At 69.5% G+C, this 22,830-nt stretch carries 22 protein-coding genes and 1 tRNA gene; 6 read left to right on the top strand and 17 right to left on the bottom strand.

Annotation, left to right across the window (positions count from 1 at the left end):
• Nucleotides 1–4 precede the first annotated feature (4 nt).
• On the bottom strand, nt 5–2,665 hold the full coding sequence (polA, locus tag AB0K11_RS19430) for a DNA polymerase I (RefSeq protein WP_364980524.1): 2,661 nt from the start codon (nt 2,663–2,665) through the stop codon (nt 5–7).
• 79 nt (nt 2,666–2,744) lie between these two features.
• Nucleotides 2,745–3,635, bottom strand: a complete 891-nt coding sequence (locus tag AB0K11_RS19425; protein ID WP_364980168.1) for a LysR substrate-binding domain-containing protein — start codon at nt 3,633–3,635, stop codon at nt 2,745–2,747.
• A gap of 70 nt (nt 3,636–3,705) precedes the next feature.
• On the opposite strand from AB0K11_RS19425, the gene AB0K11_RS19420 reads away from it, so the two are divergent.
• Complete coding sequence (locus AB0K11_RS19420) at nt 3,706–4,857, top strand: FAD-dependent monooxygenase (protein WP_364980165.1); 1,152 nt, start codon at nt 3,706–3,708, stop codon at nt 4,855–4,857.
• Nucleotides 4,854–5,528 (top strand): alpha/beta fold hydrolase, encoded by a 675-nt coding sequence (locus AB0K11_RS19415; RefSeq protein ID WP_364980162.1) that lies wholly within the window; start codon nt 4,854–4,856, stop codon nt 5,526–5,528. The genes AB0K11_RS19420 and AB0K11_RS19415 overlap by 4 nt, the downstream gene beginning before the upstream one ends.
• On the opposite strand, the gene AB0K11_RS19410 is transcribed toward AB0K11_RS19415, so the two are convergent.
• Nucleotides 5,522–5,857: a hypothetical protein gene (locus AB0K11_RS19410; protein WP_364980159.1), complete on the bottom strand. Its 336-nt coding sequence runs from the start codon at nt 5,855–5,857 to the stop codon at nt 5,522–5,524. The two genes, AB0K11_RS19415 and AB0K11_RS19410, sit on opposite strands and share 7 nt — an antisense overlap.
• A 163-nt stretch (nt 5,858–6,020) precedes the next feature.
• Here AB0K11_RS19410 and AB0K11_RS19405 point away from each other — a divergent pair, with 163 nt between their 5' ends.
• Nucleotides 6,021–6,458 carry an OB-fold domain-containing protein gene (locus AB0K11_RS19405; protein ID WP_364980156.1) on the top strand — a complete coding sequence of 146 codons (438 nt, stop codon included), beginning with the start codon at nt 6,021–6,023 and terminating at the stop codon, nt 6,456–6,458.
• Nucleotides 6,458–7,669, top strand: a complete 1,212-nt coding sequence (locus tag AB0K11_RS19400) for a lipid-transfer protein (RefSeq protein WP_364980153.1) — start codon at nt 6,458–6,460, stop codon at nt 7,667–7,669. Before AB0K11_RS19405 ends, AB0K11_RS19400 begins: the two co-directional genes overlap by 1 nt.
• 12 nt (nt 7,670–7,681) lie before the next feature.
• Here AB0K11_RS19400 and AB0K11_RS19395 read toward each other — a convergent pair whose 3' ends face one another.
• From AB0K11_RS19395 to AB0K11_RS19365, 7 genes are all read right to left on the bottom strand, one after another.
• Entirely contained in the window at nt 7,682–8,902 is a 1,221-nt protein-coding gene (locus AB0K11_RS19395) for a branched-chain amino acid ABC transporter substrate-binding protein (RefSeq protein WP_364980150.1), read from the bottom strand.
• Nucleotides 8,903–8,986: 84 nt separating this feature from the next.
• Nucleotides 8,987–9,727, bottom strand: a complete 741-nt coding sequence (locus tag AB0K11_RS19390; protein ID WP_364980147.1) for an ABC transporter ATP-binding protein — start codon at nt 9,725–9,727, stop codon at nt 8,987–8,989.
• The gene (locus AB0K11_RS19385; RefSeq protein ID WP_364980520.1) at nt 9,711–10,538 is read right to left on the bottom strand and encodes an ABC transporter ATP-binding protein; all 828 of its coding nucleotides are present in this window, start codon (nt 10,536–10,538) and stop codon (nt 9,711–9,713) included. Before AB0K11_RS19385 ends, AB0K11_RS19390 begins: the two co-directional genes overlap by 17 nt.
• Before the next feature lie 26 nt (nt 10,539–10,564).
• The gene (locus tag AB0K11_RS19380) at nt 10,565–11,752 is read right to left on the bottom strand and encodes a branched-chain amino acid ABC transporter permease (protein ID WP_364980144.1); all 1,188 of its coding nucleotides are present in this window, start codon (nt 11,750–11,752) and stop codon (nt 10,565–10,567) included.
• On the bottom strand, nt 11,749–12,786 hold the full coding sequence (locus AB0K11_RS19375) for a branched-chain amino acid ABC transporter permease (RefSeq protein ID WP_364980141.1): 1,038 nt from the start codon (nt 12,784–12,786) through the stop codon (nt 11,749–11,751). Before AB0K11_RS19375 ends, AB0K11_RS19380 begins: the two co-directional genes overlap by 4 nt.
• Nucleotides 12,787–12,884: 98 nt before the next feature.
• Nucleotides 12,885–14,105 (bottom strand): branched-chain amino acid ABC transporter substrate-binding protein, encoded by a 1,221-nt coding sequence (locus AB0K11_RS19370; protein ID WP_364980138.1) that lies wholly within the window; start codon nt 14,103–14,105, stop codon nt 12,885–12,887.
• Between the two features lie 186 nt (nt 14,106–14,291).
• On the bottom strand, nt 14,292–14,945 hold the full coding sequence (locus tag AB0K11_RS19365) for an ANTAR domain-containing response regulator (RefSeq protein ID WP_364980135.1): 654 nt from the start codon (nt 14,943–14,945) through the stop codon (nt 14,292–14,294).
• Between the two features lie 71 nt (nt 14,946–15,016).
• Between AB0K11_RS19365 and AB0K11_RS19360 the strand changes: the two genes are divergently transcribed.
• Both AB0K11_RS19360 and AB0K11_RS19355 read left to right on the top strand, forming a co-directional pair.
• Nucleotides 15,017–15,093, top strand: a tRNA-Leu gene (locus AB0K11_RS19360).
• A gap of 65 nt (nt 15,094–15,158) precedes the next feature.
• The gene (locus AB0K11_RS19355) at nt 15,159–16,439 is read left to right on the top strand and encodes an adenylate/guanylate cyclase domain-containing protein (RefSeq protein ID WP_364980517.1); all 1,281 of its coding nucleotides are present in this window, start codon (nt 15,159–15,161) and stop codon (nt 16,437–16,439) included.
• On the opposite strand, the gene AB0K11_RS19350 is transcribed toward AB0K11_RS19355, so the two are convergent.
• Genes AB0K11_RS19350 through AB0K11_RS19320 form a run of 7 tightly spaced genes read right to left on the bottom strand, consistent with a single transcriptional unit; the run spans nt 16,425 to nt 22,824 of the window.
• The gene (locus tag AB0K11_RS19350; protein ID WP_364980132.1) at nt 16,425–16,868 is read right to left on the bottom strand and encodes an SRPBCC family protein; all 444 of its coding nucleotides are present in this window, start codon (nt 16,866–16,868) and stop codon (nt 16,425–16,427) included. The genes AB0K11_RS19355 and AB0K11_RS19350 overlap by 15 nt on opposite strands.
• 29 nt (nt 16,869–16,897) lie before the next feature.
• The gene (locus AB0K11_RS19345) at nt 16,898–17,404 is read right to left on the bottom strand and encodes a DNA starvation/stationary phase protection protein (RefSeq protein ID WP_364980129.1); all 507 of its coding nucleotides are present in this window, start codon (nt 17,402–17,404) and stop codon (nt 16,898–16,900) included.
• A 50-nt stretch (nt 17,405–17,454) separates the two neighbouring features.
• A complete protein-coding gene (locus AB0K11_RS19340; RefSeq protein ID WP_364980126.1) occupies nt 17,455–19,278 on the bottom strand; it encodes a DUF2339 domain-containing protein in 1,824 nt (607 codons plus the stop codon).
• Nucleotides 19,279–19,335: 57 nt separating this feature from the next.
• Complete coding sequence (locus AB0K11_RS19335; RefSeq protein WP_364980123.1) at nt 19,336–19,995, bottom strand: response regulator transcription factor; 660 nt, start codon at nt 19,993–19,995, stop codon at nt 19,336–19,338.
• The gene (locus AB0K11_RS19330) at nt 19,988–21,157 is read right to left on the bottom strand and encodes a DUF5931 domain-containing protein (RefSeq protein WP_364980120.1); all 1,170 of its coding nucleotides are present in this window, start codon (nt 21,155–21,157) and stop codon (nt 19,988–19,990) included. The genes AB0K11_RS19335 and AB0K11_RS19330 overlap by 8 nt, the downstream gene beginning before the upstream one ends.
• Nucleotides 21,158–21,919 (bottom strand): amino acid ABC transporter ATP-binding protein, encoded by a 762-nt coding sequence (locus tag AB0K11_RS19325; protein WP_364980117.1) that lies wholly within the window; start codon nt 21,917–21,919, stop codon nt 21,158–21,160. It lies immediately after the preceding gene.
• Nucleotides 21,916–22,824 carry an amino acid ABC transporter permease gene (locus AB0K11_RS19320; protein WP_364980114.1) on the bottom strand — a complete coding sequence of 303 codons (909 nt, stop codon included), beginning with the start codon at nt 22,822–22,824 and terminating at the stop codon, nt 21,916–21,918. Before AB0K11_RS19320 ends, AB0K11_RS19325 begins: the two co-directional genes overlap by 4 nt.
• Between the last annotated feature and the right edge of the window lie 6 nt (nt 22,825–22,830).

The raw sequence follows: 22,830 nt of genomic DNA, 5'->3' as shown, positions 1-22,830 counted from the left end.
TCGCCTAATGGGCGGCGGCGTCCCAGCTGCGGCCGTATCCGACCGACACCTCGAGCGGGACGTCGAGCGGGTAGGCGCTGCCCATCTTGTCGCGCACCAGCGCCTCCACCGCGTCGCGTTCGCCCGGCGCCACCTCGAACAGCAGTTCGTCGTGCACCTGCAACAGCATTCGCGACGACAACCCGGCGTCCTCGAGCGCGGCCGCGGTGTCGATCATCGCGACCTTGATGATGTCCGCCGCGCTGCCCTGGATCGGCGCGTTGAGCGCCGCCCGCTCCGCCGCCTCGCGGACGTTGCGATTGCTGCTGTCGAGCTCGGGCAGGTAGCGGCGCCTGCCGAACACCGTTTCGGTGTATCCGACCTTGCGGGCCTGGTCGACGACGGACTGCAGGTAGTCGCGCACCCCGCCGAAGCGCGAGAAGTACTGATCCATCTGGACCTTCGCCTCTTCGGTCGAGATCTTCAGCTGAGCGGCCAGACCGTAGGCGCTCAGCCCGTACGCCAGGCCGTAGGACATCGCCTTGACCCGCCGCCGCAGCTCGGCGGTCACCTCGTCGATGGGCACCGAGAACGCCCGCGATGCGACGAACGAGTGCAGGTCCTCACCGGTGCGGAACGCCTCGATCAGGCCGTCGTCCTTGGACAGGTGGGCCATGATCCGCATCTCGATCTGGCTGTAGTCGGCCGTCATCAGTTCCGCGTAGCCCTCGCCGACGACGAACGCGTCGCGGATCCGCCGGCCGGCCTCGGTGCGAATCGGGATGTTCTGCAGGTTCGGCTCCGTCGACGACAGCCGGCCGGTCGCGGCGATGGTCTGGTTGAACGTGGTGTGGATCCGCCCGTCGGACGCCACCGAATTGAGCAGCCCGTCGACGGTGACCTTCAGCCGGGTCGCGTCGCGGTGGGTCAGCAGGTGCTGCAGGAACGGGTGCCCGGTCTTGTCGAACAGCGACTGCAGCGCGTCGGCGTCGGTGGTGTATCCGGTCTTGGTGCGCTTGGTCTTCGGCATCTCCAGCTCGTCGAACAGCACCGTCTGCAGCTGTTTGGGTGAGCCCAGGTTGATCTGCTTGCCGATCACTTCGTACGCCGCCTCCGCCGCATCACGGATCTGGTCGGCGAATTCGCTCTGCAGCTGCTGCAGCTGGTCGAGGTCGACGGCGATGCCCGCGTGCTCGAGGTCGGCCAGCACCCGCTGTACCGGCAGCTCCATCCGGTCCAGCAGCGACGAGGAGTCGATGCGGGCCAGTTCCTCGTCGAGCGCCTCGGCCAGGTCGAGCACCGCGACGGCGCGCAGGATGACCGTCTGGACGGCCTGGTCGTCGACGCCGTCGGAGTCGTCGAGCAGTGAGAGTTGTTGTTGCTCAGGGTTTTCCGCACGCAGCTCGCGGCGGAGGTACCGCAGCGACAGATCGTCGAGGGCGAAGCTGCGCTGACCGGGGCGCACCAGGTAGGCCGCCAGCGCGGTGTCCGAGGTGACGCCCCGCAGCGTCCAGCCGCGTCCGGCCAGGTCGTGCATGGCCAGCTTGGCCTCGTGCAGCGCCTTCGGCGGCCCGGGGTCCGCCAGCCAGGACGCCAAGGCCGCCTCGTCCTCGGGATCCAGTGTCGCGGTGTCGATGTAGCGGCCCTCCCCGTCGGCCGCCACGATGGCCAGTGCGGTCGCGTCCGCGTCGTAGGCCAGGTGGGTGCCGACGACGGCGAGTCCGAACCGGTTGCCCAGGCTGTGTTCGGAGAGCCAGGCCGCCAGCTCACCGCGCTCCAGGGCCCGTCCGCGGTAGTCGAATCCGTGCTCGACCTCGGGGTCGACCGAGGCGAGCGTCTCGAACAGCCGGTCGCGCAGCACCCGGAACTCCAGGTCGTCGAAGAGCCGGTGGATCTGGTCGCGGTCCCACGGCTGCATCTTCAGCGTGTCCGGGGTGTGGGCCAGCGGCACGTCCTTGACCAGGTCGGTCAGTTCGCGGTTGAGCACCACGCTGGACAGGTTGGCCCGCAGTGCGTCGCCGACCTTGCCCTTGACCGTGTCCACCTGGTCCACCAGCGCCTGCAGCGATCCGTATTCGGCGATCCACTTGGTGGCCGTCTTCTCCCCCACGCCCGGGATGCCCGGCAGGTTGTCGCTGGGGTCGCCCCGCAACGCGGCGAAGTCCGGATACTGCGCCGGGGTGAGGCCGTACTTCTCCTGCACGGCCTCGGGGGTGAACCGGGTGAGCTCGCTGACCCCCTTGCGCGGGTAGAGCACGGTGACGTTGTCGCTGACCAGTTGCAGGGCGTCGCGGTCACCGGTGACCACCAGCACCCGGTGCCCCTCGGCCTCGGCCTGGGTGGCCAGGGTGGCGATGATGTCGTCGGCCTCGAACCCCGGCTCGGCCAGGACGGCGATGCCGAGCGCGACGAGCACCTCCTTGGCGATGTCGATCTGGCCCCGGAACTCGTCGGGTGTCGACGAACGGCCGGCCTTGTACTCCGGGTACTTGTCGACACGGAACGTCTGCCGCGACACGTCGAACGCGGCCGCGACGTGGGACGGGCTCTCGTCACGCAGCAGGTTGATCAGCATGGCGGTGAACCCGTACACGGCGTTGGTGGTCAGGCCGCCCTGGGTCTTGAAGTTCTCGGCGGGCAGCGCGTAGAACGCCCGATACGCCAGCGAATTGCCGTCCAGCAGCATCAACGTCGGCTTGTCGTCCGTCGCGGCGGCGGCCTTCTTCTTGTCGGTGGCGGTACGGGCGGGGCTCACCCGCCTAACTCTAGGCACCGCCCCCGACACGCACGTGCTCCCGGGCCATGCCGACCAGGACGCGGGCCGCCGGGTTCATCGGACCCCTGGCCCGCCATGCCAGCACCAGGCGGCCGCGCAGCTGCGGCGTGATCGCCACCGGGTGCACGTCGTCGCGGGACCGCGACACCGACTGCGGCACGATCGCCACGCCCAGCCCGTGGGCGGCGAGGTCGGCGAGTGCATCGGGCGTGCTCGCCTCGAACGCGATCCGCGCGGTGACGCCAGCGGACCTGCATGCCTCGTCCAGCCTGCGGCGGATGCCCGTGCCCACCGGAAGCGCGATGAGGGGCCGGGCGCTCAGCGCGGGCACCGACGCCCGCGAGCGGCCCCACCACGGGTCGCCGCGCCCGACGACCGCCTCGATCGCCTCGTCGGTGGTCACCTCGACGGCCAGGCCCGCGGGCACCTCATCGGAGCCGACCGACACGATCGCCAGGTCGAGCCGTCCGGACAGCAGGCCGTCGACCAGCGCGTCGGAATCCTCGCTGCCGAGCGTGATCTCCACCGCCGGGTGCGCCGCGTGGAACGCCGCGAGCAACGCGGGCATGTCGACGTTGTGCGCCGTCACGGTGCCGATCGCCACCGAGCCGCGCACCAGGTCGCCGATCTCCTCCATCGCGGTCCTCGCGTCGGCCACGGCGGCCAGCGCGGCACGCGCGTGCGGCAGCACCGCCGCACCCGCCGCGGTGAGCCGTACCGCCCGGCGGGTGCGGTCCAGCAGCGGCTGGCCCAGCTCGCGCTCCAGGCGGGCGATCTGCGCGCTCACCGCGGGCTGGGCGACGTGTATCCGCGCAGCCGCCCGGGTGAAGTTGGCCTCCTCGACGACTGCGACGAAGTACTCGAGCTGCCGGAATTCCATAAGCGTTGATTATAGTTTTTCGCAGATACTGGTATTGGACTTATAGCCGGCCTTCCCGCACCGTCGAGGTATGAGCGAAACGACGGTGCTGATCGCCGGTGCGGGCATCGGAGGGCTGACCACAGCGCTCACCCTGCACCGGCGCGGGATACCCACCCTCGTCGTCGAGCGGGCGCGCGAACTGCGCCCACTCGGCGTCGGCATCAACCTGTTGCCGCACGCGGTGCGCGAACTCGACGCGCTCGGGCTCACCGGCGCGGTGGCCGCCGCGGCGATCGCGCCGAGGGCGATCGGATACTTCGACAGCACCGGCACCGAGTTGTTCCGCGAGCCACGCGGCGTCGACGGCGGATACCGGCATCCGCAACTCTCGGTGCACCGCGGCCTGCTGCAGATGATCCTGCTCGACGCGGTCCGCGACCGCCTCGGCGGCGACGCGGTGACGACAGCGGCAGCGCTGCGGTCGTTCACCCGCGACGGCGCCCGGATCGTCGCGCACACCGACTCCGGCGACGTCACCGCCGACGTCCTGGTCGGCGCCGACGGCATCGACTCCGCCGTGCGCACGGCCCTGCACCCCGTCGGCGACCCGTTGCTGTGGTCGGGAGTGCGGATGTTCCGTGGGGCGGCCGCGCGGCCGGCCTTCCTCGACGGGCGGACGATGGCGATCGTCAAGGGCGACAACGGCATCGACCTGATCGCCTACGCGATCGGCGAACACCTGGTGAACTGGGTGCTTCAGGTTCCCGCAGGCGACCCCGGCGTCCTGCGCGGTGGTGCCGGTTGGAACCGTCCCGCCGACCCGGCCGCCGTCGCCGGCCTCGTCGGGCACTGGCGCGTCGACTGGCTCGACGTCGCAGAGATGGTCGGCACGACGGCCGAGGTGTTCGAGTACCCCATGGTCGACAGGGATCCGTTACCGCACTGGGGCGACGGACGGGTGACGCTGCTGGGCGACGCCGCGCATCCGATGTACCCGGTCGGCGCGAACGGCGGCTCACAGGCCATCCTCGACGCCCGCGTGCTGGCCGACGAGCTCGCCGCCGGTGACACCGAGCGCGCGCTGCGGCGCTACGAGGATCAGCGCCGCCCGCAGACCGCCGACGTCGTCGCCGCCAACCGCCGAATGCTCTGTGAGGGCACGACTTTTCGTCCCGACAAGCTGGCCCGGGTGACCGCCCGGTACCGGTCCGACACTCACGCAGACAGGAGACGAGCATGACCACCTACATCCTCATCCCCGGCGCCTGCCACGGCGCCTGGTGCTTCGACGACCTGACCGACGCGCTGCGCGGGCGCGGCCACCGGGTGTTCGGCTACACCCTCACCGGTGTCGCCGAGCGCGCCCACCTGGCGCACGCCGGCGTCAATCTGGACACCCACATCACCGACGTCGTCACGGCATTGGCCGCCGACACCGACGCCGACGATCTGGTCCTCGTCGGCCACAGCTACGGCGGCATGGTGATCACCGGTGTCGCCGACCTCATCCCGGACCGGGTCGACGCGCTGGTGTACCTCGATGCGCTGGTGCCCCGTGACGGCGAATCGTGCTGGCACCTGGTCAACGACGAGGAACGCGAGTGGTACCTCGACGTCGACGACACCGGCTACGGGGTGCCGCCGATGCCGTTCTTCGACCCCAGGGCCACCGCGCACCCGCTGGCGTCCTTCCTGCAGCGGATCAAGCTCACCGGCGACCTCGGCCGGTTCCGTCGTCGCGACTTCGTCTACGCCCTCGACTGGCCCGGTGAATCACCGATGCGGAAGTCCTACGATCGCGTCCGCGACGACGACTCCTGGAGGGTCCACGAACTCGACGGCAAGCACAATCTGATGCGCGACAATCCCGACGACGTGCTGCGGATCCTGCTCGACGCGGGGACTCAGTAGCCGAGGAGCTTGCGGAACCGCTGCCCCACCGCCATCGACTGGCCCATCCGCTGCACCCAGCCGTCGAGCGCCGCCTTGGTGTCGGCCGGCTCGAAGCCCTTCTCCTGCGCGATGGCGATCATGCCGGCCTCATCGGTGACGCCGCGGGCCTGCGCCTGGCGGGCGAGGTCCGCGTAGTCCTGCAGCGAGAAACCGTTGATCGGCTGCCAGATCGCGTCGTCCGCGGCGACCGACCGGGTCGACGGCCCACCGAAGATGGCCGGGTCGAGGGGTCCTGCGCCCCGCACATGCACGGTGCCGGCCTGCTGTGCCTTCTTGAACAGTCCCATGATCTCTCCGATGCTCTCCCGGCTCCCCGACGCTGGTGTCGAGGCGAATTTCCGGTGCGAGGCCCAGTCCACCCGGCGGTGACCGCTACCGATCCCGACTTCGCAACGATGATCAAACTGGAACACGTTTCAGTTCTGCCCGGTGGATCGGTACGCTGACCGCGTGTCAGAAGCAGCAACGCAGCCAGCCGTCGACGGCTGGTTCGCCACCGACGGGTCCGGAACTCCCTATCTGCTCGGCGGCAAGTGCCACCAGTGCGGCACCTACGTGTTCCCGCCGCGTTCCGGTAACTGCCCCAACCCCGGTTGCGACGGCGACGACCTGGCGCAGGTGCCGCTGTCACGGCGCGGCACCCTGTGGAGCTACACCGAGAACCGGTACGCCCCGCCACCGCCGTACCCGTCCCCCGATCCCTTCGAGCCGTTCGCCGTGGCCGCCGTCGAGCTGGCCGACGAAGGCCTGATCGTGCTCGGCAAGGTGGTCGACGGCACGCTCGCCGCGGACCTGCGGGTGGGCATGCAGATGGAACTGACCACCATGCCGCTCTACACCGACGACGGCGGCGTCGAACGCATCGTCCACGCCTGGAGGATCGCCTGATGAGCCCAGCAACAGCCCCCGAGCCGCTCTACATCCTCGGCGCAGGCATGCACCCCTGGGGCAAATGGGGCCGCGACTTCACCGAGTACGGCGTCGTCGCCGCCCGCGCCGCGCTGGCCGAATCAGGACTGGACTGGACCCAGATCCAACTGGTCGCAGGCGCCGACACCATCCGCAACGGCTACCCCGGCTTCGTGTCCGGGGCGACCTTCGCCCAGAAGCTCGGCTGGAACGGCGTGCCGGTGTCGTCGAGTTACGCGGCGTGCGCCAGCGGATCGCAGGCCCTGCAGAGCGCGCGCGCCCAGATCCTCGCCGGATTCTGTGACGTCGCACTGGTGATCGGCGCGGACACCACGCCCAAGGGCTTCTTCGCGCCGGTGGGTGGCGAACGCCGCAACGACCCCGACTGGCAGCGCTTCCACCTGATCGGCGCCACCAACCCGGTGTACTTCGCGATGCTGGCGCGCCGCCGGATGGACCTCTACGGCGCCACCCTGGAGGATTTCGCGTCGGTCAAGGTCAAGAACGCCCGACACGGCCTCGAGAACCCGAACGCCCGGTTCCGCAAGGAGACCTCGGTCGACGACGTGCTGGCCAGCCCGGTGGTCTCCGATCCGCTGCGGCTGCTCGACATCTGCGCCACCTCCGACGGCGCGGCCGCGCTGATCGTGGCGAGCAAGGCGTTCACCGAGAAGCACCTGGGCTCCACCGAAGGAGTGCCCTCGGTGCGGGCCGTCTCCACGGTCACGCCGCAATACCCGCAGCACCTTCCAGAACTCCCCGACATCGCCACCGACTCCACCGCGGTGGTGCCCGCGCCCGAGCGCGTCTTCAAGGACCAGATCCTCGACGCGGCTTACGCCGAGGCGGGCATCGGACCCGAGGATCTCAGCCTCGCCGAGGTGTACGACCTGTCCACGGCGCTGGAACTGGACTGGTACGAGCATCTCGGCCTGTGCCCGAAGGGTGAGGCCGAGCAGCTGCTGCGCAGCGGCGCGACGACCGTCGGCGGGCGGATCCCCGTCAACCCGTCGGGCGGACTCGCCTGCTTCGGCGAAGCCATTCCCGCACAGGCGATCGCGCAGGTCTGCGAACTCACCTGGCAGCTCAAGGGCCAGGCCACCGGGCGGCAGGTCGACGGCGCGAAGGTCGGCGTGACGGCCAACCAGGGGCTGTTCGGCCACGGGTCGTCGGTGATCGTGGCCCGCTGACGGTCCTGCGGCTCAGCGCTTTCCGACGTCGTAGAGCCAGACGGTGGGATCGCTCAGCTCACCGTCGGCCGCCCACCGGTAGCGGTGCGCCACACCCTGTCCGTCGTAGCCGCGGAGCCAGTCGGCCATCTGCGGCCGGGTCAGCATGCCGGCGTCGATGCCGCGCAGCATGATGGTCGCCAGGTCATAACCCACGGCCGTCAGATCGCCTGGCGCACGGTCGAACTTGGCCGCGAAGTCGTCGGAGAACCAGACCGGATCCGGACCGTACGGCAGCGCCACCGACACCCCGCGCGGGTCTTCGCCGACGTAGCCGAACAACGCCGCACCGTCGGCCTCGGCAGCCGACAGCAGCGCCGCACCGACACCGCGCTCCCGCAGCCGCCGCAGCAACTCGCCGGCCTGCGTCGCCGATCCGCCGAAGTACACGGCGTCGGGCGCCGCGGCGCCGATGGACTCGGCGATCGCGTCGATGCTGTTGTCGCGCAACGTCTGCGGTCCCCCGCAGCCGACACGGGACGGATCGATCGCGGTGCTCACCGCCTGTGCGAGCCCCGAGCCGTGCGGCGTCCCGTCGTCGGCTACACAGACCCTGCGGTAGCCCGCAGGACCGGTCAGATAGCGGGCGACGGCGCTGCCCTGTGCGGTCAACCCGGCGAGGCCACGGAAGAACGCGGCGCGCCCGCCCGCAGGCGCGGTGTGGGTGCCCGCCGACGCGGCGACGGTGGCAAGACCGCTGCGGGCCAGGGCGTCTCGCAACTCGCCGCTGATCTCCGAGGCCGCGGGTCCGATCAGCCCGATGGTGTAGACGTCGTCCACGATCTGCAGGCCCGCGCCCGGCGGCATCTGGTCGGCGCCGTCGGTGTCGAGTTCCTTGAGCTGCACCTGGCAACCGGGGTTGGCGTCGTTGTGGTCGTCGACGGCCATCCGCACCCCGTCGCGGACGGCCGCTCCGGTCGGCGCGCGGGCGGCGGTCAACGGCCCCGCCACGGCGATCGACACCAGGGCGCACACGGCCCCGCCGTCACCGGCCGGGTTCACCGGCCCGGGCGCCGGATCCGGCCTGTCGACAACCGCGCCGTCCACCCCGATCTCGGCCCTCGGCACCAGGGCGAATCGGGTCGGTTGCAGCCGCACGGCGGCCACCACGCCCGCGACGAGCAAGCCCGCCAACACGACCGCGGCCAGCACGGTCACCCGGCGGCGCGACCGCGGCACCCCCGGCTCACTCACGCCGCACTCTCTTCCCCCCGCTCACCACCGACGAGCCCCTACGCTCACCCCACCTTAGGGCGTGCGAGCGCGGCTTCGCCGGTTTCAGGCGACGCCGAGGTAGGCGGCCCGCACCGCGTCGTCGTGGAGCAGTTCGCGCGCCACACCCTCCCGGGTGATCTCACCGGTCTCCAAGATGTAGGCCCGGTCCGACCGGCTCAGCGCCTGCTGGGCGTTCTGCTCGACGAGCAGCACGGTGGTGCCCTCGGAGTTGATCTGGGCGATGATGCCGAAGATCTGCGAGATCACCATCGGGGCCAGGCCCATCGACGGCTCGTCGAGCAGCAGCACCCGCGGCCGCGCCATCAGGGCCCGGCCGATGGCGAGCATCTGCTGCTCACCGCCGGAGAGGGTGCCGCCGACCTGGTCGCGCCGCTCCCCCAGTCTGGGGAAGGTCTCGAACACCCAGTCCAGCCGCTCGCGATGAGCGGCCCGGGTCGGGAATTTGCGTCCGTAGCAACCCATCTCGAGGTTCTCGGTGACGGTCATTCCGGGAAAGACGCCGCGGCCCTCCGGCGCCTGGATGAGTCCGTCGCCGACCCGCTTGTGCGCCTTGACCCTCGAGATGTCGCGGCCCTCGAACCAGACGGAGCCGGAACTCAGCGGGCGCAGACCCGAGATCGCCCGCATCGTGGTCGTCTTACCCGCCCCGTTGCTGCCGAGCAGCGTGACCAGCTCGCCCTCCCGCACGGTCAGCGAGATCCCGTGCAACGCCTGGATTCTGCCGTAATGGACGGCGACGTCGCGCAGCTCGAGGATCGGGTCGCCACTACTCGAGCTCGTCATCGGGCACCCCCAGGTAGGCGGCGATCACCGCAGGATTCTCACGGATCTCGGCCGGCAGGCCGTCGGCGATCTTGCGGCCGAACTCGAGCACCACGATCCGGTCGGTGACACCCATGACCAACCGCATGTCGTGTTCGATCAGCAGCACGGTGTAGCCGTCGTCCCGGATCTTCTGGATCAGCTCGATCAGCGCCGACTTCTCGCCCGGGTTGAACCCGGCGGCGGGTTCGTCGAGGCACAGCAGCTTCGGCTCGGTCGCCAGTGCGCGGGCGATCTCCAGCCGGCGCTGATCGCCGTAGGGCAGGTTCTTCGCCTTCTCCTCACCGCGCGCGGCGATGCCGACGAACTGCAGGAGTGCGGCCGCGCGTTCCACGGCGTCGCGCTCCTCCCTGCGGTGCCGCGGGGAGCGGATCAGCGCTCCCGGCACCGAGGTCTTGTGCCGGGCGTCGGTGCCGACCACGACGTTCTCCAGGGCGGTCATCTCGCCGAAGAGCCGGATGTTCTGAAAGGTGCGGGCGATGCCGCGGCGGGTGATCTGGTGCCGCTTGATGCGGCCCAGCGGCGCGCCGTCGAAGGTCACCGTTCCGCCACTGGGGCGGTAGACGCCGGTGATGGCGTTGAAGCAGGTGGTCTTGCCCGCCCCGTTGGGACCGATGAGGCCCAGGATCTCGCCGCGCCGGATGTCGAAGTTCACCGCGTCGAGCGCGACCAGCCCACCGAACCGCACCGTGAGGTCCTGCACCTTCAGCAGCGCCTCGCCCTCGTCGACGGCGATCTCGCGGTGCAGCGCGGCGAGTTCCTCGTCGATCAGCGTGCCGTCGCCGGCGACGGGTTCGGTCACGGCGTCGCCTCCGTCGTGTCGGTGGTGGACCGCAGCATTCGTTTGGCCGCCCTGCTGTAGGCCAGTAACTGCTGGCGCACCGGGAACAGGCCCTCCGGGCGGAAGATCATCAGCACCACCAGTGCGAGTCCGAAGAACAGGAACTTGAGCTGGTCCATGTTGACGCCGAGGAACTCGACGCCCATCAGCCGGTTCGGCAGGTAGACGATGACGAAGGCGCCGAAGACGACGCCGAGTTTGTTGCCGGACCCACCGAGCACCACCGCGCACAGGAACAGCATCGAGTTGATGATGTTGAAGCTCATCGGCGAGACGAACTGGACCTGCCCGGCATACAGCGCGCCGGACAGGCCGCCGATGCCCGCGCCGATCACGAACGCCCACAGTTTGAACTTGAAGGCGTTGACGCCCATCACCTCCGCGGCGTCCTCGTCCTCGCGGATCGCCACCCATGCCCGGCCCACCCGGCTGCGTTCCAGGTTCCCGACCAGCAGCAGCACGGCCGCCAGCAGGACCAGGCCCAGCCAGAACCACCAGGTGCCGGAGTTGGTGTTGGCGGCGGTGTTCCCGCTGGAGAAGTAACCGGGGAACCCGGGGTGCTCACCGACGTGGGGGTATGCCAGGCCGCCGAGCCCGCGCGGGCCGTTGGTCACGCTCTGCAGGTTGTCGGCGACGAGGCGGATGATCTCGCCGAAGCCGAGTGTCACGATCGCGAGGTAGTCGCCCCGCAAGCGCAGGGTCGGCGTGCCGAGGATCAGGCCCGACAGCGCGGTGAACGCCATGGCCAGCGGCACGCACGACAACCACGCCCAGTCGGAGTTGAAGAAGGCGTTCCAGCCCATCAGGTTCCACGGGCTCGACGGGCTGGTCAGCAGGGCGACGGTGTAGGCGCCGACCGCGTAGAAGCCGACGTAGCCGAGGTCGAGCAACCCGGCCTGGCCGACGACCACATTGAGGCCGACGGCGATCAGCGCGATCATCACGAACTGCGCCATCGTCACCCCCAGGCTGGTGCCCGGCGTGTCCAGGAACGGCGGCGGGAACAGCGGCAGCAGCGCCAGGAATCCGAAGAGGAAGACGCCTGCCACCCACTTGGCGGGCCGCGGCAGATCATCCCAGCGGCGGCGAAGCGCGTCGCCGGGGGCCAGCAGTGCCTTCGACTTCGGGGTCGTCGGGGCGGTCATGCGCGTGCCTTCCCGAGGCTCTCGCCGAGGATGCCCGTCGGCCGGATGAGCAACACCAGCACCAGCAATCCGAACGCGATGACGTCGCGCCACTGTGTGCCGAACAGCGCCTGGCCGTAGTTCTCGATGACGCCGAGCAGCAGCCCGCCGAGCAGCGCGCCACGCAGGTTGCCGATACCGCCGAGCACCGCCGCCGCGAATGCCTTGATGCCGAGCACGAATCCGCCGTAGAACACGATCGCCTGGGGCACCTTGAGCGTGTACAGCAGCGCGGCCACGCCTGCCAGCAGGCCGCCGATGAGGAACGTCAGCATGATCACCCGTTCGCGCGACACCCCCATCAGTGTCGCGGTGGTGGGATCCTGTGCGACCGCTCGGATCCCGCGACCGAACTTGGTGCGGTTGATGGCGGTGTCGGCCAGCAGCGCGAACGCCATGGCGGCGATCACGATGATGAGCGTGATGTTGGTGACCGGCGCGCCGAAGATCCGGAACTGGATCTCGGGTTCCACCAGCCGGATCGGCTGCTGTGCGTTCGGGCCGCCGTAGCCGGGGATGATCCGCGGCAGGATGAACAGCACGAACTGCTGGAGGATGAAGGACATCCCGATCGCCGTGATGAGGAACGTCAGCGGCCGCGCATTGCGTTTCCGCAGCGGCCGGTAGGCGACGGCTTCCAGGCCGACCGCGGCGCCGCCGGACACCAGCATCGCGAACACCGCTGCGACGATGAGATAGAAGATCGTGCTGACGATCCCGACCGCGTAGGCGTTGCCGCTCGGCCGGAAACCGAGGACCATGTCGAGCGCGAAATAGGCGCCGAACATGCCCAGCATGAAGATCTCGGAGTGGGCGAAGTTGATCAGCCGCAGCACGCCGAACACCAGCGTGTAACCCACCGCGACGAGCGCATAGATCGCCCCCCACGACAACCCGTCGATGGTGAGGCCCAGGAAGCCACTCCGTAGCGCGTCGACATCGAAATTGATGTCGGCCGCGGACATCACGCACTGGGCCAGGCAGTCGTGAATCATCCTGCGCGAGAGCTCCTTTTCACATCTGTTCGACGGGTTCGGAAACGAGAACGCGCCCGAGCCTTTCGGTCCGGGCGCGTCCCGTCGTCACCGTGCTGTTACGACTGGACCTTGTAGATCCAGATCAGATTCGTGGTGAGCTCACCGTTGGGCGTCCACTGGTAGTTACGCGCCACGCCGGGGGCGTTGTACGTGCGGACGTGCTCCAGCAGGTCCGGGCGGGCGACCTTGCCTGCGTCGATGCCCTTGAGCAGGATGGTGGCCAGGTCGTAGCCCTCGGTGCTGTACGTGCCCGGCTCGGCGTCGAACTTCTCGGTGTACTCCTTGGCGAACTCAGCCGGGGCGGGCCCGCACGGGCAGGACAGCAGCGCATCCTTGGAGGAGTCGCCCGCCTGGTCGACGAACTGCTGATCCTTGGTGCCGTCTGCCGAGACGAATGTCGCGGTCACGCCGCCGTCGCGCAGCTGCTGCACCAGCGGTGCGGCCTCGGAGTAGTAGCCGCTGAAGAAGATCGCATCGGGCGAGGCGCTGCTGACCTTGTTCACCGTGGCCGAGAAGTCCTTCTCACCCTTCTTGATCTGGCCGCTGCAGCCGGCGTCGGCGGCAGGCCCGAGGGTGGTGCGCAACGTCTCGGCCAGGCCGGTGCCGTAGGCCGTGCTGTCGTCGATGACGCAGACCTTCGAGTACTTCAGGTTGTTCTTCAGGTAGTTCGCGACCGCCGGTCCCTGCACCCCGTCGTTGGCGAGCCCGCGGAAGAAGGTGCGCCAGCCGTTCTCGGAGAGCGAGACCCGGGTCGCCGAAGCGGTGGTGGCGACCAGTCCGGCATCGCTGAACTGCTTGCCGGTGGCCTCGGTCTCGCCGGAGAACGCCGGCCCGATCAGGGCCCGGATCGACGCGTCGTTGATGATGCGCGGCGCGATACCGCTGGCGGTCTGCTCGTTGCCCTGGGTGTCGAAGGTCTGCAGGTTCACCTGGCAGTTGGCGTTGGCGGCGTTGTGCTTGTCGATGGCCAGCCGTGCGCCACGCTCGATGTTGATGCCGAGCGCCGCGTCCGGACCGGTGAGCGCACCGGCCATGGCGATCGAGACCGGCTCGCAGCGGGCCTGCCCGTCACCGGCCGGGTCGGCAGGCGTGCCCGTGTTGCCCGCAGGCACCTCGGCGCCCGCCTGGTCGATCTGAACCTGTTCGACGATCTTCAGATTCGATTGGCCGCCGCCCTCCTGTTCGGGCGCGGACTGCTCGGAGCAGCCGGCGATGCCGAGGACGAGCAGGCCTGCAGTGGTCAGAGCGAAAGCACTCCGTGTCGCGCTACGGCGCACGTGTCACCTCCTGGTCGAGGGGCAATTCGGGGCAGAGCATGGATCGGGCATACGTCGATCGGAAAAAGTACGTCGTTTCGGGAAAGAACATAGCCGCCGCATGGCCGCGGTGCGTCGTGTTGGGAAATGCGTGCCGCGATCGACGCCTGGTGACCGCGCCGAACGACGCGTTGGGAAACGCAGTGTTTACGTGTGCTGCGGCGGCTGGCCGGCCGCGGGCCCGCCTGCCGGCTCGTCGAGCGTCTCCAGAACCACCTCGGCGACGCGCTTCATGGTGGTCCGGCGGTCCATGGCCGCACGCTGGATCCACTTGAACGCCTCGGGTTCGGTCATCCCCTGCTTCGACTGCAGCAGGCCCTTCGCCCGCTCGACCAGCTTGCGGGTCTCCAGCCGCTCCGACAGCGAGGCGACCTCGGACTCCAGCGCACTGATCTCACTGAACCGGCTGACCGCCACCTCGATCGCCGGGATCAGGTCGGAGGCGTTGAACGGCTTGACCAGATAGGCCATCGCGCCGGCGTCGCGGGCCCGCTCGACCAGGTCGCGCTGGCTGAACGCGGTGAGGATGACGATCGGCGCGATCCGCTTGCCTGCGATCTCGGAGGCCGCGTCGATGCCGTCCCGGCGCGGCATCTTGACGTCCATGATCACCAGGTCGGGGTTGAGGCGCTCGGCCAGTTCGACGGCTTCCTGCCCGTCACCGGCCTCGCCGACGATCTCGTAGCCCTCCTCGCGCAGCATCTCCGCCAGATCCATCCGGATGAGCGCCTCGTCCTCGGCGATGAGAACCCGGCGTGCTGGCGCTGCGCCCGAAGGGGGTCCGGTGTGGGATGCCGTCATGGCTCACATTGTGGCGGTTACCCACGCGATCAGCGACCTCGGGGCCATCCTCTATCGTGGTAGGCCGCCAGGCCCTCGTATCCCAACTGGCAGAGGAAACGGATTCAAAACCCGTGCAGTGTGAGTTCGAATCTCACCGAGGGCACCAACCCGCGTCTCCTGCGGCGATACGCTTCGACCGTGGCGATCAGCGAGTTCCGGCGGGCGATCTGCATGCCCGACGTGGCCCGCGAGAATCGCATGCCTGCCCGCACCCAGCACTACGCGCAGAGCGTGCTCAGCCGGCTGCGGGTGCTCACGATCGCGACGTACATCTCCGCCGCGGTGTCCGGCCTGTTCGGGCTGTTCCAGCTCACGTTCGCCGGCAAGTTCGCGGCGCTCGGCTGGCTCAACCTCGCGTCCACGGCGGTGTTTCTGCTGATCCCGGTGCTGTACCGGTTCGGCGCGCTGGTCGCGCCGCTGGCGTTCTTCTTCTCCGCCTACCTGTCGGTGGCATTCATCTGCTTCTCGATCGGCACCGACTCCGGCCTGCAGTTCTACTTTTTGGTGTCGGCGTCGCTGGTGGTGCTGGTGCTCGGGATAGAGCGGCTGGCACTGTCGGCGATCCTGGTCACGCTGGGCGTGGCGGGCACCATCGCGCTCGAGCTGACCGTGCCCCACGACCGCGGGATCGCACCCGCGTGGACGTTGACCGTCGGCTTCATCTCCTCCGCCGTCTTCTCGACGGTGATGGTGTTCGCGACGGTGTGGTTCGCGCTGCGCGAGATCGACCGGGCCGAGGCCGCCATGGAATCGGAGTACCAGCGGTCGGAGAAGCTGCTCGCCAACATCCTGCCCGCCAGCATCGCGGCGCGACTCAAGGACCCGGCGCACACGATCATCGCCGACAAGTACGACGACGCCTCGATCCTGTTCGCCGACATCGCGGGCTATACCAGGTGGGCCAGCGACACCTCACCGACCGACCTGGTGCGGTTCCTCGACCGGCTCTACACCGACCTCGACGCACTCGTCGACCGGCACGGCCTGGAGAAGGTCAAGACCAGCGGCGACTCGTACATGGTGGTCAGCGGGGTGCCCAGGGAGCGGCCCGACCACGTCGAGGCACTGGCCTGCCTGGCTCTCGACATGGCCGCCGCGGTGGCGGATCTGACCGACCCGGACGGGCGGGCCGTGCCGCTGCGGATCGGGCTCGCGGCCGGACCGGTGGTGGCCGGCGTGGTGGGCGCGCGCAAGTTCTTCTACGACGTGTGGGGCGACGCCGTCAACATCGCCTCACGAATGGAGAGCACCGACGTCGAGGGCCGGATACAGGTCCCCCATCAGGTCTACGAACGCATCCGCCATGCGTTCGAGTTCGAGGAGCGCGGCGACGTGGACGTCAAGGGCAAGGGCCTGATGCACACCTGGTACCTGACGGGCCGCCGCGACGACGAGGCCGTCCGGGACGCGGTCGAGGTGCCCGCGCCGACCATATCGTCACCCCTCGGCTGACGCCCGCCGCTCGGCGATGAACGCCAGCCGCCGCAACGACTCCCGGTTTCGCGGCCAAGCCGCCATGTCGGAGAGCTTGTCGGGCATCAGCTTGCCCAGTCCGCTGACCGGATACTCCTCCATCTCCACCCGGCAGCCGTCGGGGGTGTCGGACAACGTCAGGATCACCCGGGCGCCGCCGAACGGCCTGCCCTTGGCGTGCAGCACCAGCTCGGCGGTCGGAACGGCTTTCTCCACCACGGTCTCGTCGTCCAGGACGGCGGGCCACACCCCGATGGAGTGGTGGATCTTGCTGCCGGGGCCGGGCCAGTTCGGATCGACGGCCCGCATCCGGCTGTTGCCCACGACCCACTGGGAGTAGGTCCATCCGTCGGCCAGCACGTCCCACACCTGTCGGCGTGACGCGGCGATGTCTCGTGTCACAGTCACGCCGCAGGTGTACCCGCCCGTCGCGTCGGCTAGACCTTGCGGTTCTCGGATTTGATCAGCCAGGCCAGCTTCTCGAGTCCGTCGATCAGTCCGTGCAGCATGTCGGCGGTGCTGGGATCCTCGGCGTCGACCGCGTCGTGGACGCTGCGCAGGGTGCCGACCGTGGCGTAGATCCGGGCGGTGATGAAGTCCACCACGTCGGCGGTGCTGTGCTCGTAGGCCGGGAACTCCGGCAGCGTGGTGGTCGCCGCCACGGTGTCCGACCGGCCGTCCGGAACGGAGTCGAGTGCACGCATCCGCTCGGCGACGGTGTCGCTGCCCTCGCGCGCGAAGTCGACGAGTTCGTCGAGTTGCAGGTGCAGGTCGCGGAAGTTGGTGCCCACGACGTTCCAGTGCGCCTGCTTGCCCTGCAGGTGCAGTTCGACGAGGTCGACGAGGACCCGTTGCAGGTTGGCGCTCAGTTCGGTGGAGGCCACAAAGCCCTGGATCTCTGCTTCGGTGCGGCGTGCCGCCGTCTTCACTGTCGTTGTCGTCATGATCGATACAACGCCGCCTTTTCTGGAATGAGTCCAGTTAATGTGGTGAGTCATGTCACACCCTGCTGGTCCTGCTGTGCGAGCAGCCGCGCATATCCCGCACCCATGCCGAGCAGCACGAGACCGGTGACGATGAAGACGGCGACCCGGAAGATGCCGTCCAGCGTGCCGAGGTCGAACAGGAACAATTTCGCCATGGCGGCCACCACCAGCGCCAAGCCCCCGGCGATCGGCAGTGATCGCTGCGCCTTGGGTCTGCGTGCCGCGAAGCGGAACAGCCCGGCCGCCATGGCGATCCAGAGAATCGTCGCGGCCATGTGCCCGGCGAAGAAGCCGCCTCCGGTACCGCCGAACAGCACGCCCGCCGTGACCGCGAACGTCGTGACGGCATATCCGCACGCCGCCGCCGCGGACAGGCACAGCAGCCGCAGCACGTCCGCGTCGATCCCGTCGCGGCGGGCCCACGACCACCCGATCGCCGCCGCGGCGCCGACCAGCAGGACGCTGGCGGCCAGGATGGACACCGCGTCCGGAACGCTCGACTCGGTGGCCGTCACCAGCAGGCTCGGCGGCGCATAACCGAGGTACAGGCCGGATCCGACGACGGCGAAGGCGATGGCAACCCAGCGTGCCGCATCGGTGCGGCGGCCTCCGGTGCAGGCGTGAACGGCGACCACGAACGCCATCGCCAGCAGCAGTGGCGCCGCCACCTCACCGTCGAAAGCGACGTTGACGGCGATCAGGGTGCAGACCGCTGACAGCGCTGTCCAGATCTGCCGCACCGCGCCGGGCACACCGGGCAGCCGGTCGCCGATGGCGACGACGGCCAGCAGGGCGGCGGCCAGCGCACCGATCATCAGCGCGGCGACCGTCCGGTCCACCGCCAGCGGCACACACAGCACCGGCGACATTCCTGCGCTCGCCAGCAACGCCAGCATCCCCCGGTTGGCGGTGCCCGGCAGCACCAGCAGTGCCCCGGCGAGCGCCAGCAGCGCGGCGATGCCGCAGGCACCGGCGAGCCAGAGGTCGTGCCGAGAGCCGACCCCCGCCGCCGCGAGCGCGATCAGCAACGGCAATGTCGGAGCGGCCGTGCGGGACGCGTGCAGCCAGAGCCAGTCCCTGCCCAGCTGCACCAGCAGGGCAGCGGCCGACAGCGACAGCATGAAGCCGACCAGCAGCAGTGTGATGCCGTCGGTGACCACCGGCGCCAACCCGATCAACGGGACCAGCACCAGCACCGCGAGATGCTCGGAATCCCATCGTCGGGCCAGGGTCAGTCCAGCCGCGCCGACCGCGGCGGCGAGCAGCAAGCCGGCCGGGGCGGGCACCCAGCTGTAGACGGTGGTGACGGCGATCAGGTCGATGTAGGCGGCGGCCACCCCGGTGGCGGCCAGCGCAATCGCTCCGACCCGCCCGCCTGGCCGCGACATCATCCGCGTCGACATCGCGACCAGCACGCCGGCCAGCACCGCGCCCGCGGCCACCCGGAACTCGGGCCGCAGCACGCCGGCCTGGGCGGCCAGCACCAGCAACAGCACCACACCGATCAGCGTGACGGCGACTCCGGCGACCGCCAGCACCTTGCCGATCCAGCCTTCCGACGCGGCGTTCCGCGGCGCGCTGGGCACCGGCCCCGGTGCCGGCGGCGGAGGCGGGGGTGGCAGTGGCGGCGGGGTCGGCGGCCCGTATTGCGGTGCGTAGTACGGCGCGTAGTACGGCGTCGGCGGGGCGGGCGCCTGCTGCGGAGCGGAATTCGCGGCGGCCAGCAGCCGGTCGAGCTCACCCAGTTCGCCCGACACCCGTACCAGCTGCTGGGACAGTGCGGCGAATTCCGCGGACAGCCGGGCGATCACGGCGCGATGCGGTTCGGTCATGGCGCCATCGTCGCAACGCGACCACCGCGGGCGGATGAGTAGGACTACCCGATCCGGCTACTCGTCGAGGCCGTGCTCGATCGCATAACGCGCCAGTTCCACCCGGTTGGCCACCTGGAGTTTGCGGAATGTCGCCTGCACGTGGTTCTCCACCGTGCGGTGACTCAGCGACAACCGGCTCGCGATCTGCTTGGCGGACAATCCTTTCGCGACGTGACGGAGCACCTCGGTCTCCCGTTCGGTGAGACTCGGCGTCGCCGGGCCGTCCGCGGGCCGCTGGGCGATCTTGCGGTACTCCCCCAGCACGAGTCCGGCCAGGCCCGGCGTGAACACCGCCCGGCCTTCGGCGGTCGCCCGCACGGCCGCACCGAGTTCGGTCTTCGACGCGCTCTTGACCAGATATCCGGTGGCGCCGGCCTTCACCGCCTCCAGCACATCGTCGCGCTCGTCGGAGGCCGACAGCACCAGGATCCGCGACTCGGGTGACACGGTGAGCACCTCGGCCGTGGCCTGGGCGCCGTCGCCGTCGCCGAGTCGCATGTCCATCACCACCACCCGCGGTTGCACGACGGCGGCCCGCCGCCTGGCCGACGCCACACCGTCCGCCGTGGCCACCACGTCGAAGCCGTCCTCGGCCAGATCGCGGGCCACCGCGTCGCGCCAGATCGGGTGGTCGTCGACGACCATCACCGTCGTCGGCCGGTCCTGCTCAACCATCGTGCCCTCTCGTGTGTCCGTCCCGCCGCGGCACCGTCAGTTCCCACTCCGTTCCGCCGCCGGGTTCGGTGTGCAGCACCGCGCCGCCTCCGAGCCATTCCATCCGTCCGACGATCGAGGCGGCGACCCCGAGCCGCCCTTCGGCCCTGGCCTCCGCCAGCCGCCCGGTCGCGATGCCGGGCCCGTCGTCGCGCACACTCACGGTGACGGTGTCACCGAGGTCTTCGACGAGGACGTAGGCGTGCGCGTCGGGGCCGGCGTGGGCGGCGACGTTGTCGAGCGCATTGCCCACTGCCGCACAGAGTTCCGCGGCGACGGCAGCGTCGAGCTGCACCGGATCGGCGGGCAGGCTCACCGACACCCGGTCGGACGCCCTGCGGCGCAGTTCCGCGCCGACATCGGTGACCGCGCCTGCCTCGGGTGCCGCCGGTCCGGCACTCATCAGCCGCCGCAGCGCGCGCTCCTGCTCACCGGCCAGTTCGGCCAGTTCGGCTGTGGCTCCTCCGATCTCGCGTCCACGACGGGCCACCAGCGCGAGCACCTGGATGGCACCGTCGTGCACCTGCCGCGACAGCCGTTCACGCTCCTCGAGCGCGGCGGCCAGCCGGGTGGCCCGCTGCAGTTCGGCATGTGCGCGCCGGGCCGTCTGCGCGGCCATCCCGACCGCCAGCCCGACGGCCAACTCGATGACCACCGTCGCGTTGCGGCCGAGATTGATGCTGACGTAACCCTTCAGCCCGGCGTACGCGGCCATCACCAGCAGCCCGGTCGCCATCCCGACGAGCGGGCCGCGCAGGATCGCCGCCGAGATCACCGCGTTGGTGACCCACAGTGTGGTGGGCCAGGACTGGTTGTCCTGCACCCATTGATCGGACGCGACGAACTGCGTCGACGACATCAACGCGATCGCGACCACGACCTCGGCCACCACCCACGCCGCCCGGCGCCCGAAACCGACCAGGTAGGCCACCGCGCACGCCGCGCTCCACGCGATCAGCACGCCGAACAACACCCAGGCGGTGACGGGCCGCCGCAGGTCGTCGTTGATCGCGATGTGAAAACCCAACGCGTAGAGACAACTCAGCAGCCGGAAGACCTGAGCCGCCCGCCACAGCGGGGTGGTGGGGTCCCGTCGTGGATCTGCCGTGACGGCCGCAGCCACCTACATCACCTTGGACAGGAACGCCTTCGTGCGGTCTTGCTGCGGGTTCTCCATCATCTCGCGGGGGTCGCCGCTCTCGACGATGACGCCACCGTCCATGAACACCAGCTTGTCGGCGACCTCGCGGGCGAATCCCATCTCGTGGGTGACCACCAGCATGGTCATTCCCTCACCGGCCAGCTTCTTCATCACCGCGAGCACCTCGCCGACGAGTTCGGGGTCGAGCGCCGAGGTCGGCTCGTCGAAGAGCATCAGCTTCGGGTTCATCGCCAGTGCCCGGGCAATCGCGACGCGCTGCTGCTGCCCGCCGGAGAGTTGCGCGGGGTACGCGGTCGCCTTCTCTGCCAGACCGACCTGTTCGAGCAGGTCCTTGCCACGGGCGACCGCTTCGTCCTTCTTCACCCCCTTCACCTGGATCGGCGCCTCGACGACGTTTCCGAGCGCGGTCCGGTGCGGGAACAGGTTGAAGTGCTGGAAGACCATGCCGACATCGCGCCGCTGCCGTGCCGCCTCACGGGGCGGGAGCTCGTACAGCTTTCCGCCGCGCTCGCGGTAACCCACCAGTTCGCCGTCGACGTAGAGCCGGCCGGCGTTGACCTGCTCCAGGTGGTTGACGCAGCGCAGGAATGTCGACTTGCCCGACCCGGACGGGCCGACGATGCACAGCACCTCACCCTTCTCGACCTCGAGTGTGACGCCCTTGAGCACGTGCAGGGCGCCGAAACTCTTGCAAACGTTCTCGGCCTTGACCATCGGCGTCATGGGTGCGGTTCTCCCGTCTGCGCATTGGCCAGCACTTGCAGCTGTTTGGTGGTCAGCTTCCGCGACGCGCCGCGGGCGAAGTACCGCTCCAGGTAGAACTGGCCGATCATCAGCACGCTGGTGATCGCCAGATACCACGTCGAGGCGACCAGCAGGAGCGGGATGGGCTGAAACAGCTCCACACCGATGTCGCGGGCACGGCCGTACAGCTCGAAGCTGTAGGGCACCGCGGTGACCAGCGACGCGGTCTTGAGCATGCTGATGAACTCGTTGCCGGTCGGCGGGATGATCACCCGCATCGCCTGCGGGAGCACGGTGCGCCGGATGGCCAGCCCCCACGACATGCCAAGCGCTATCGAGGCTTCCGCCTGCCCTTCGGGCACCGAGTTGATGCCGGCCCTGATGATCTCGGCCATGTAGGCGGCCTCGTTCAGCCCCAGGCCGATCACAGCCAGCATGAAACCGACCGACAGCGCCTGCAGGTTCAGGTGGAACAACGACGGGCCGAACGGCACACCGAACTGGAGGTTGGCGTAGATGGTCGGCACCAGGCCCCAGAGCACCAGCTGCACGTACACCGGTGTGCCGCGGAAGATCCAGAGGTAGCCCCAGGAGACCGCCTTGAGCACCGGATTGGGGGACAGCCGCATCACGGCCAGCAGCACGCCGAGCGTCAGCGCCAGCAGCATCGCGAGGATGGTGAGCTGCAGCGTATTGAAGGCTGCTTCCGAGATGCGTTGGTCGAACAGATATTTGGCGTACGTCTCCCAGCCGTACGCCTCATTGGTGGCGGCGCCGTAGATGAACAGCCCCAGCAACGCCAGGATGACGAACGCCGCCACCCACCGCCACGGATGTCTCAGCGGGACAGCGTGTATGGCAGGCGGCGGCGATGCGTCGGTCATCGACGA

Source organism: Mycobacterium sp. NPDC050551, from assembly GCF_040674075.1.
In the GTDB taxonomy this organism is placed as follows: Bacteria; Actinomycetota; Actinomycetes; order Mycobacteriales; family Mycobacteriaceae; genus Mycobacterium.
This window is presented reverse-complemented; position numbering and strand designations above follow the sequence as displayed.

Bases quoted from the DNA above. Each gene is read 5' to 3' on its own strand.
- AB0K11_RS19320 (WP_364980114.1), bottom strand. From the start codon at position 22,824: ATGACCGACGCATCGCCGCCGCCTGCCATACACGCTGTCCCGCTGAGA.
- AB0K11_RS19415 (WP_364980162.1), top strand. From the start codon at position 4,854: ATGACCACCTACATCCTCATCCCCGGCGCCTGCCACGGCGCCTGGTGC.
- AB0K11_RS19335 (WP_364980123.1), bottom strand. From the start codon at position 19,995: ATGGTTGAGCAGGACCGGCCGACGACGGTGATGGTCGTCGACGACCAC.
- AB0K11_RS19425 (WP_364980168.1), bottom strand. From the start codon at position 3,635: ATGGAATTCCGGCAGCTCGAGTACTTCGTCGCAGTCGTCGAGGAGGCC.
- AB0K11_RS19420 (WP_364980165.1), top strand. From the start codon at position 3,706: ATGAGCGAAACGACGGTGCTGATCGCCGGTGCGGGCATCGGAGGGCTG.
- polA (WP_364980524.1), bottom strand. From the start codon at position 2,665: ATGCTGCTGGACGGCAATTCGCTGGCGTATCGGGCGTTCTACGCGCTG.
- AB0K11_RS19365 (WP_364980135.1), bottom strand. From the start codon at position 14,945: ATGACGGCATCCCACACCGGACCCCCTTCGGGCGCAGCGCCAGCACGC.
- AB0K11_RS19375 (WP_364980141.1), bottom strand. From the start codon at position 12,786: ATGATTCACGACTGCCTGGCCCAGTGCGTGATGTCCGCGGCCGACATC.
- AB0K11_RS19390 (WP_364980147.1), bottom strand. From the start codon at position 9,727: ATGACGAGCTCGAGTAGTGGCGACCCGATCCTCGAGCTGCGCGACGTC.
- AB0K11_RS19345 (WP_364980129.1), bottom strand. From the start codon at position 17,404: ATGACGACAACGACAGTGAAGACGGCGGCACGCCGCACCGAAGCAGAG.
- AB0K11_RS19355 (WP_364980517.1), top strand. From the start codon at position 15,159: ATGCCCGACGTGGCCCGCGAGAATCGCATGCCTGCCCGCACCCAGCAC.
- AB0K11_RS19325 (WP_364980117.1), bottom strand. From the start codon at position 21,919: ATGACGCCGATGGTCAAGGCCGAGAACGTTTGCAAGAGTTTCGGCGCC.
- AB0K11_RS19400 (WP_364980153.1), top strand. From the start codon at position 6,458: ATGAGCCCAGCAACAGCCCCCGAGCCGCTCTACATCCTCGGCGCAGGC.
- AB0K11_RS19380 (WP_364980144.1), bottom strand. From the start codon at position 11,752: ATGACCGCCCCGACGACCCCGAAGTCGAAGGCACTGCTGGCCCCCGGC.
- AB0K11_RS19340 (WP_364980126.1), bottom strand. From the start codon at position 19,278: ATGACCGAACCGCATCGCGCCGTGATCGCCCGGCTGTCCGCGGAATTC.
- AB0K11_RS19410 (WP_364980159.1), bottom strand. From the start codon at position 5,857: ATGGGACTGTTCAAGAAGGCACAGCAGGCCGGCACCGTGCATGTGCGG.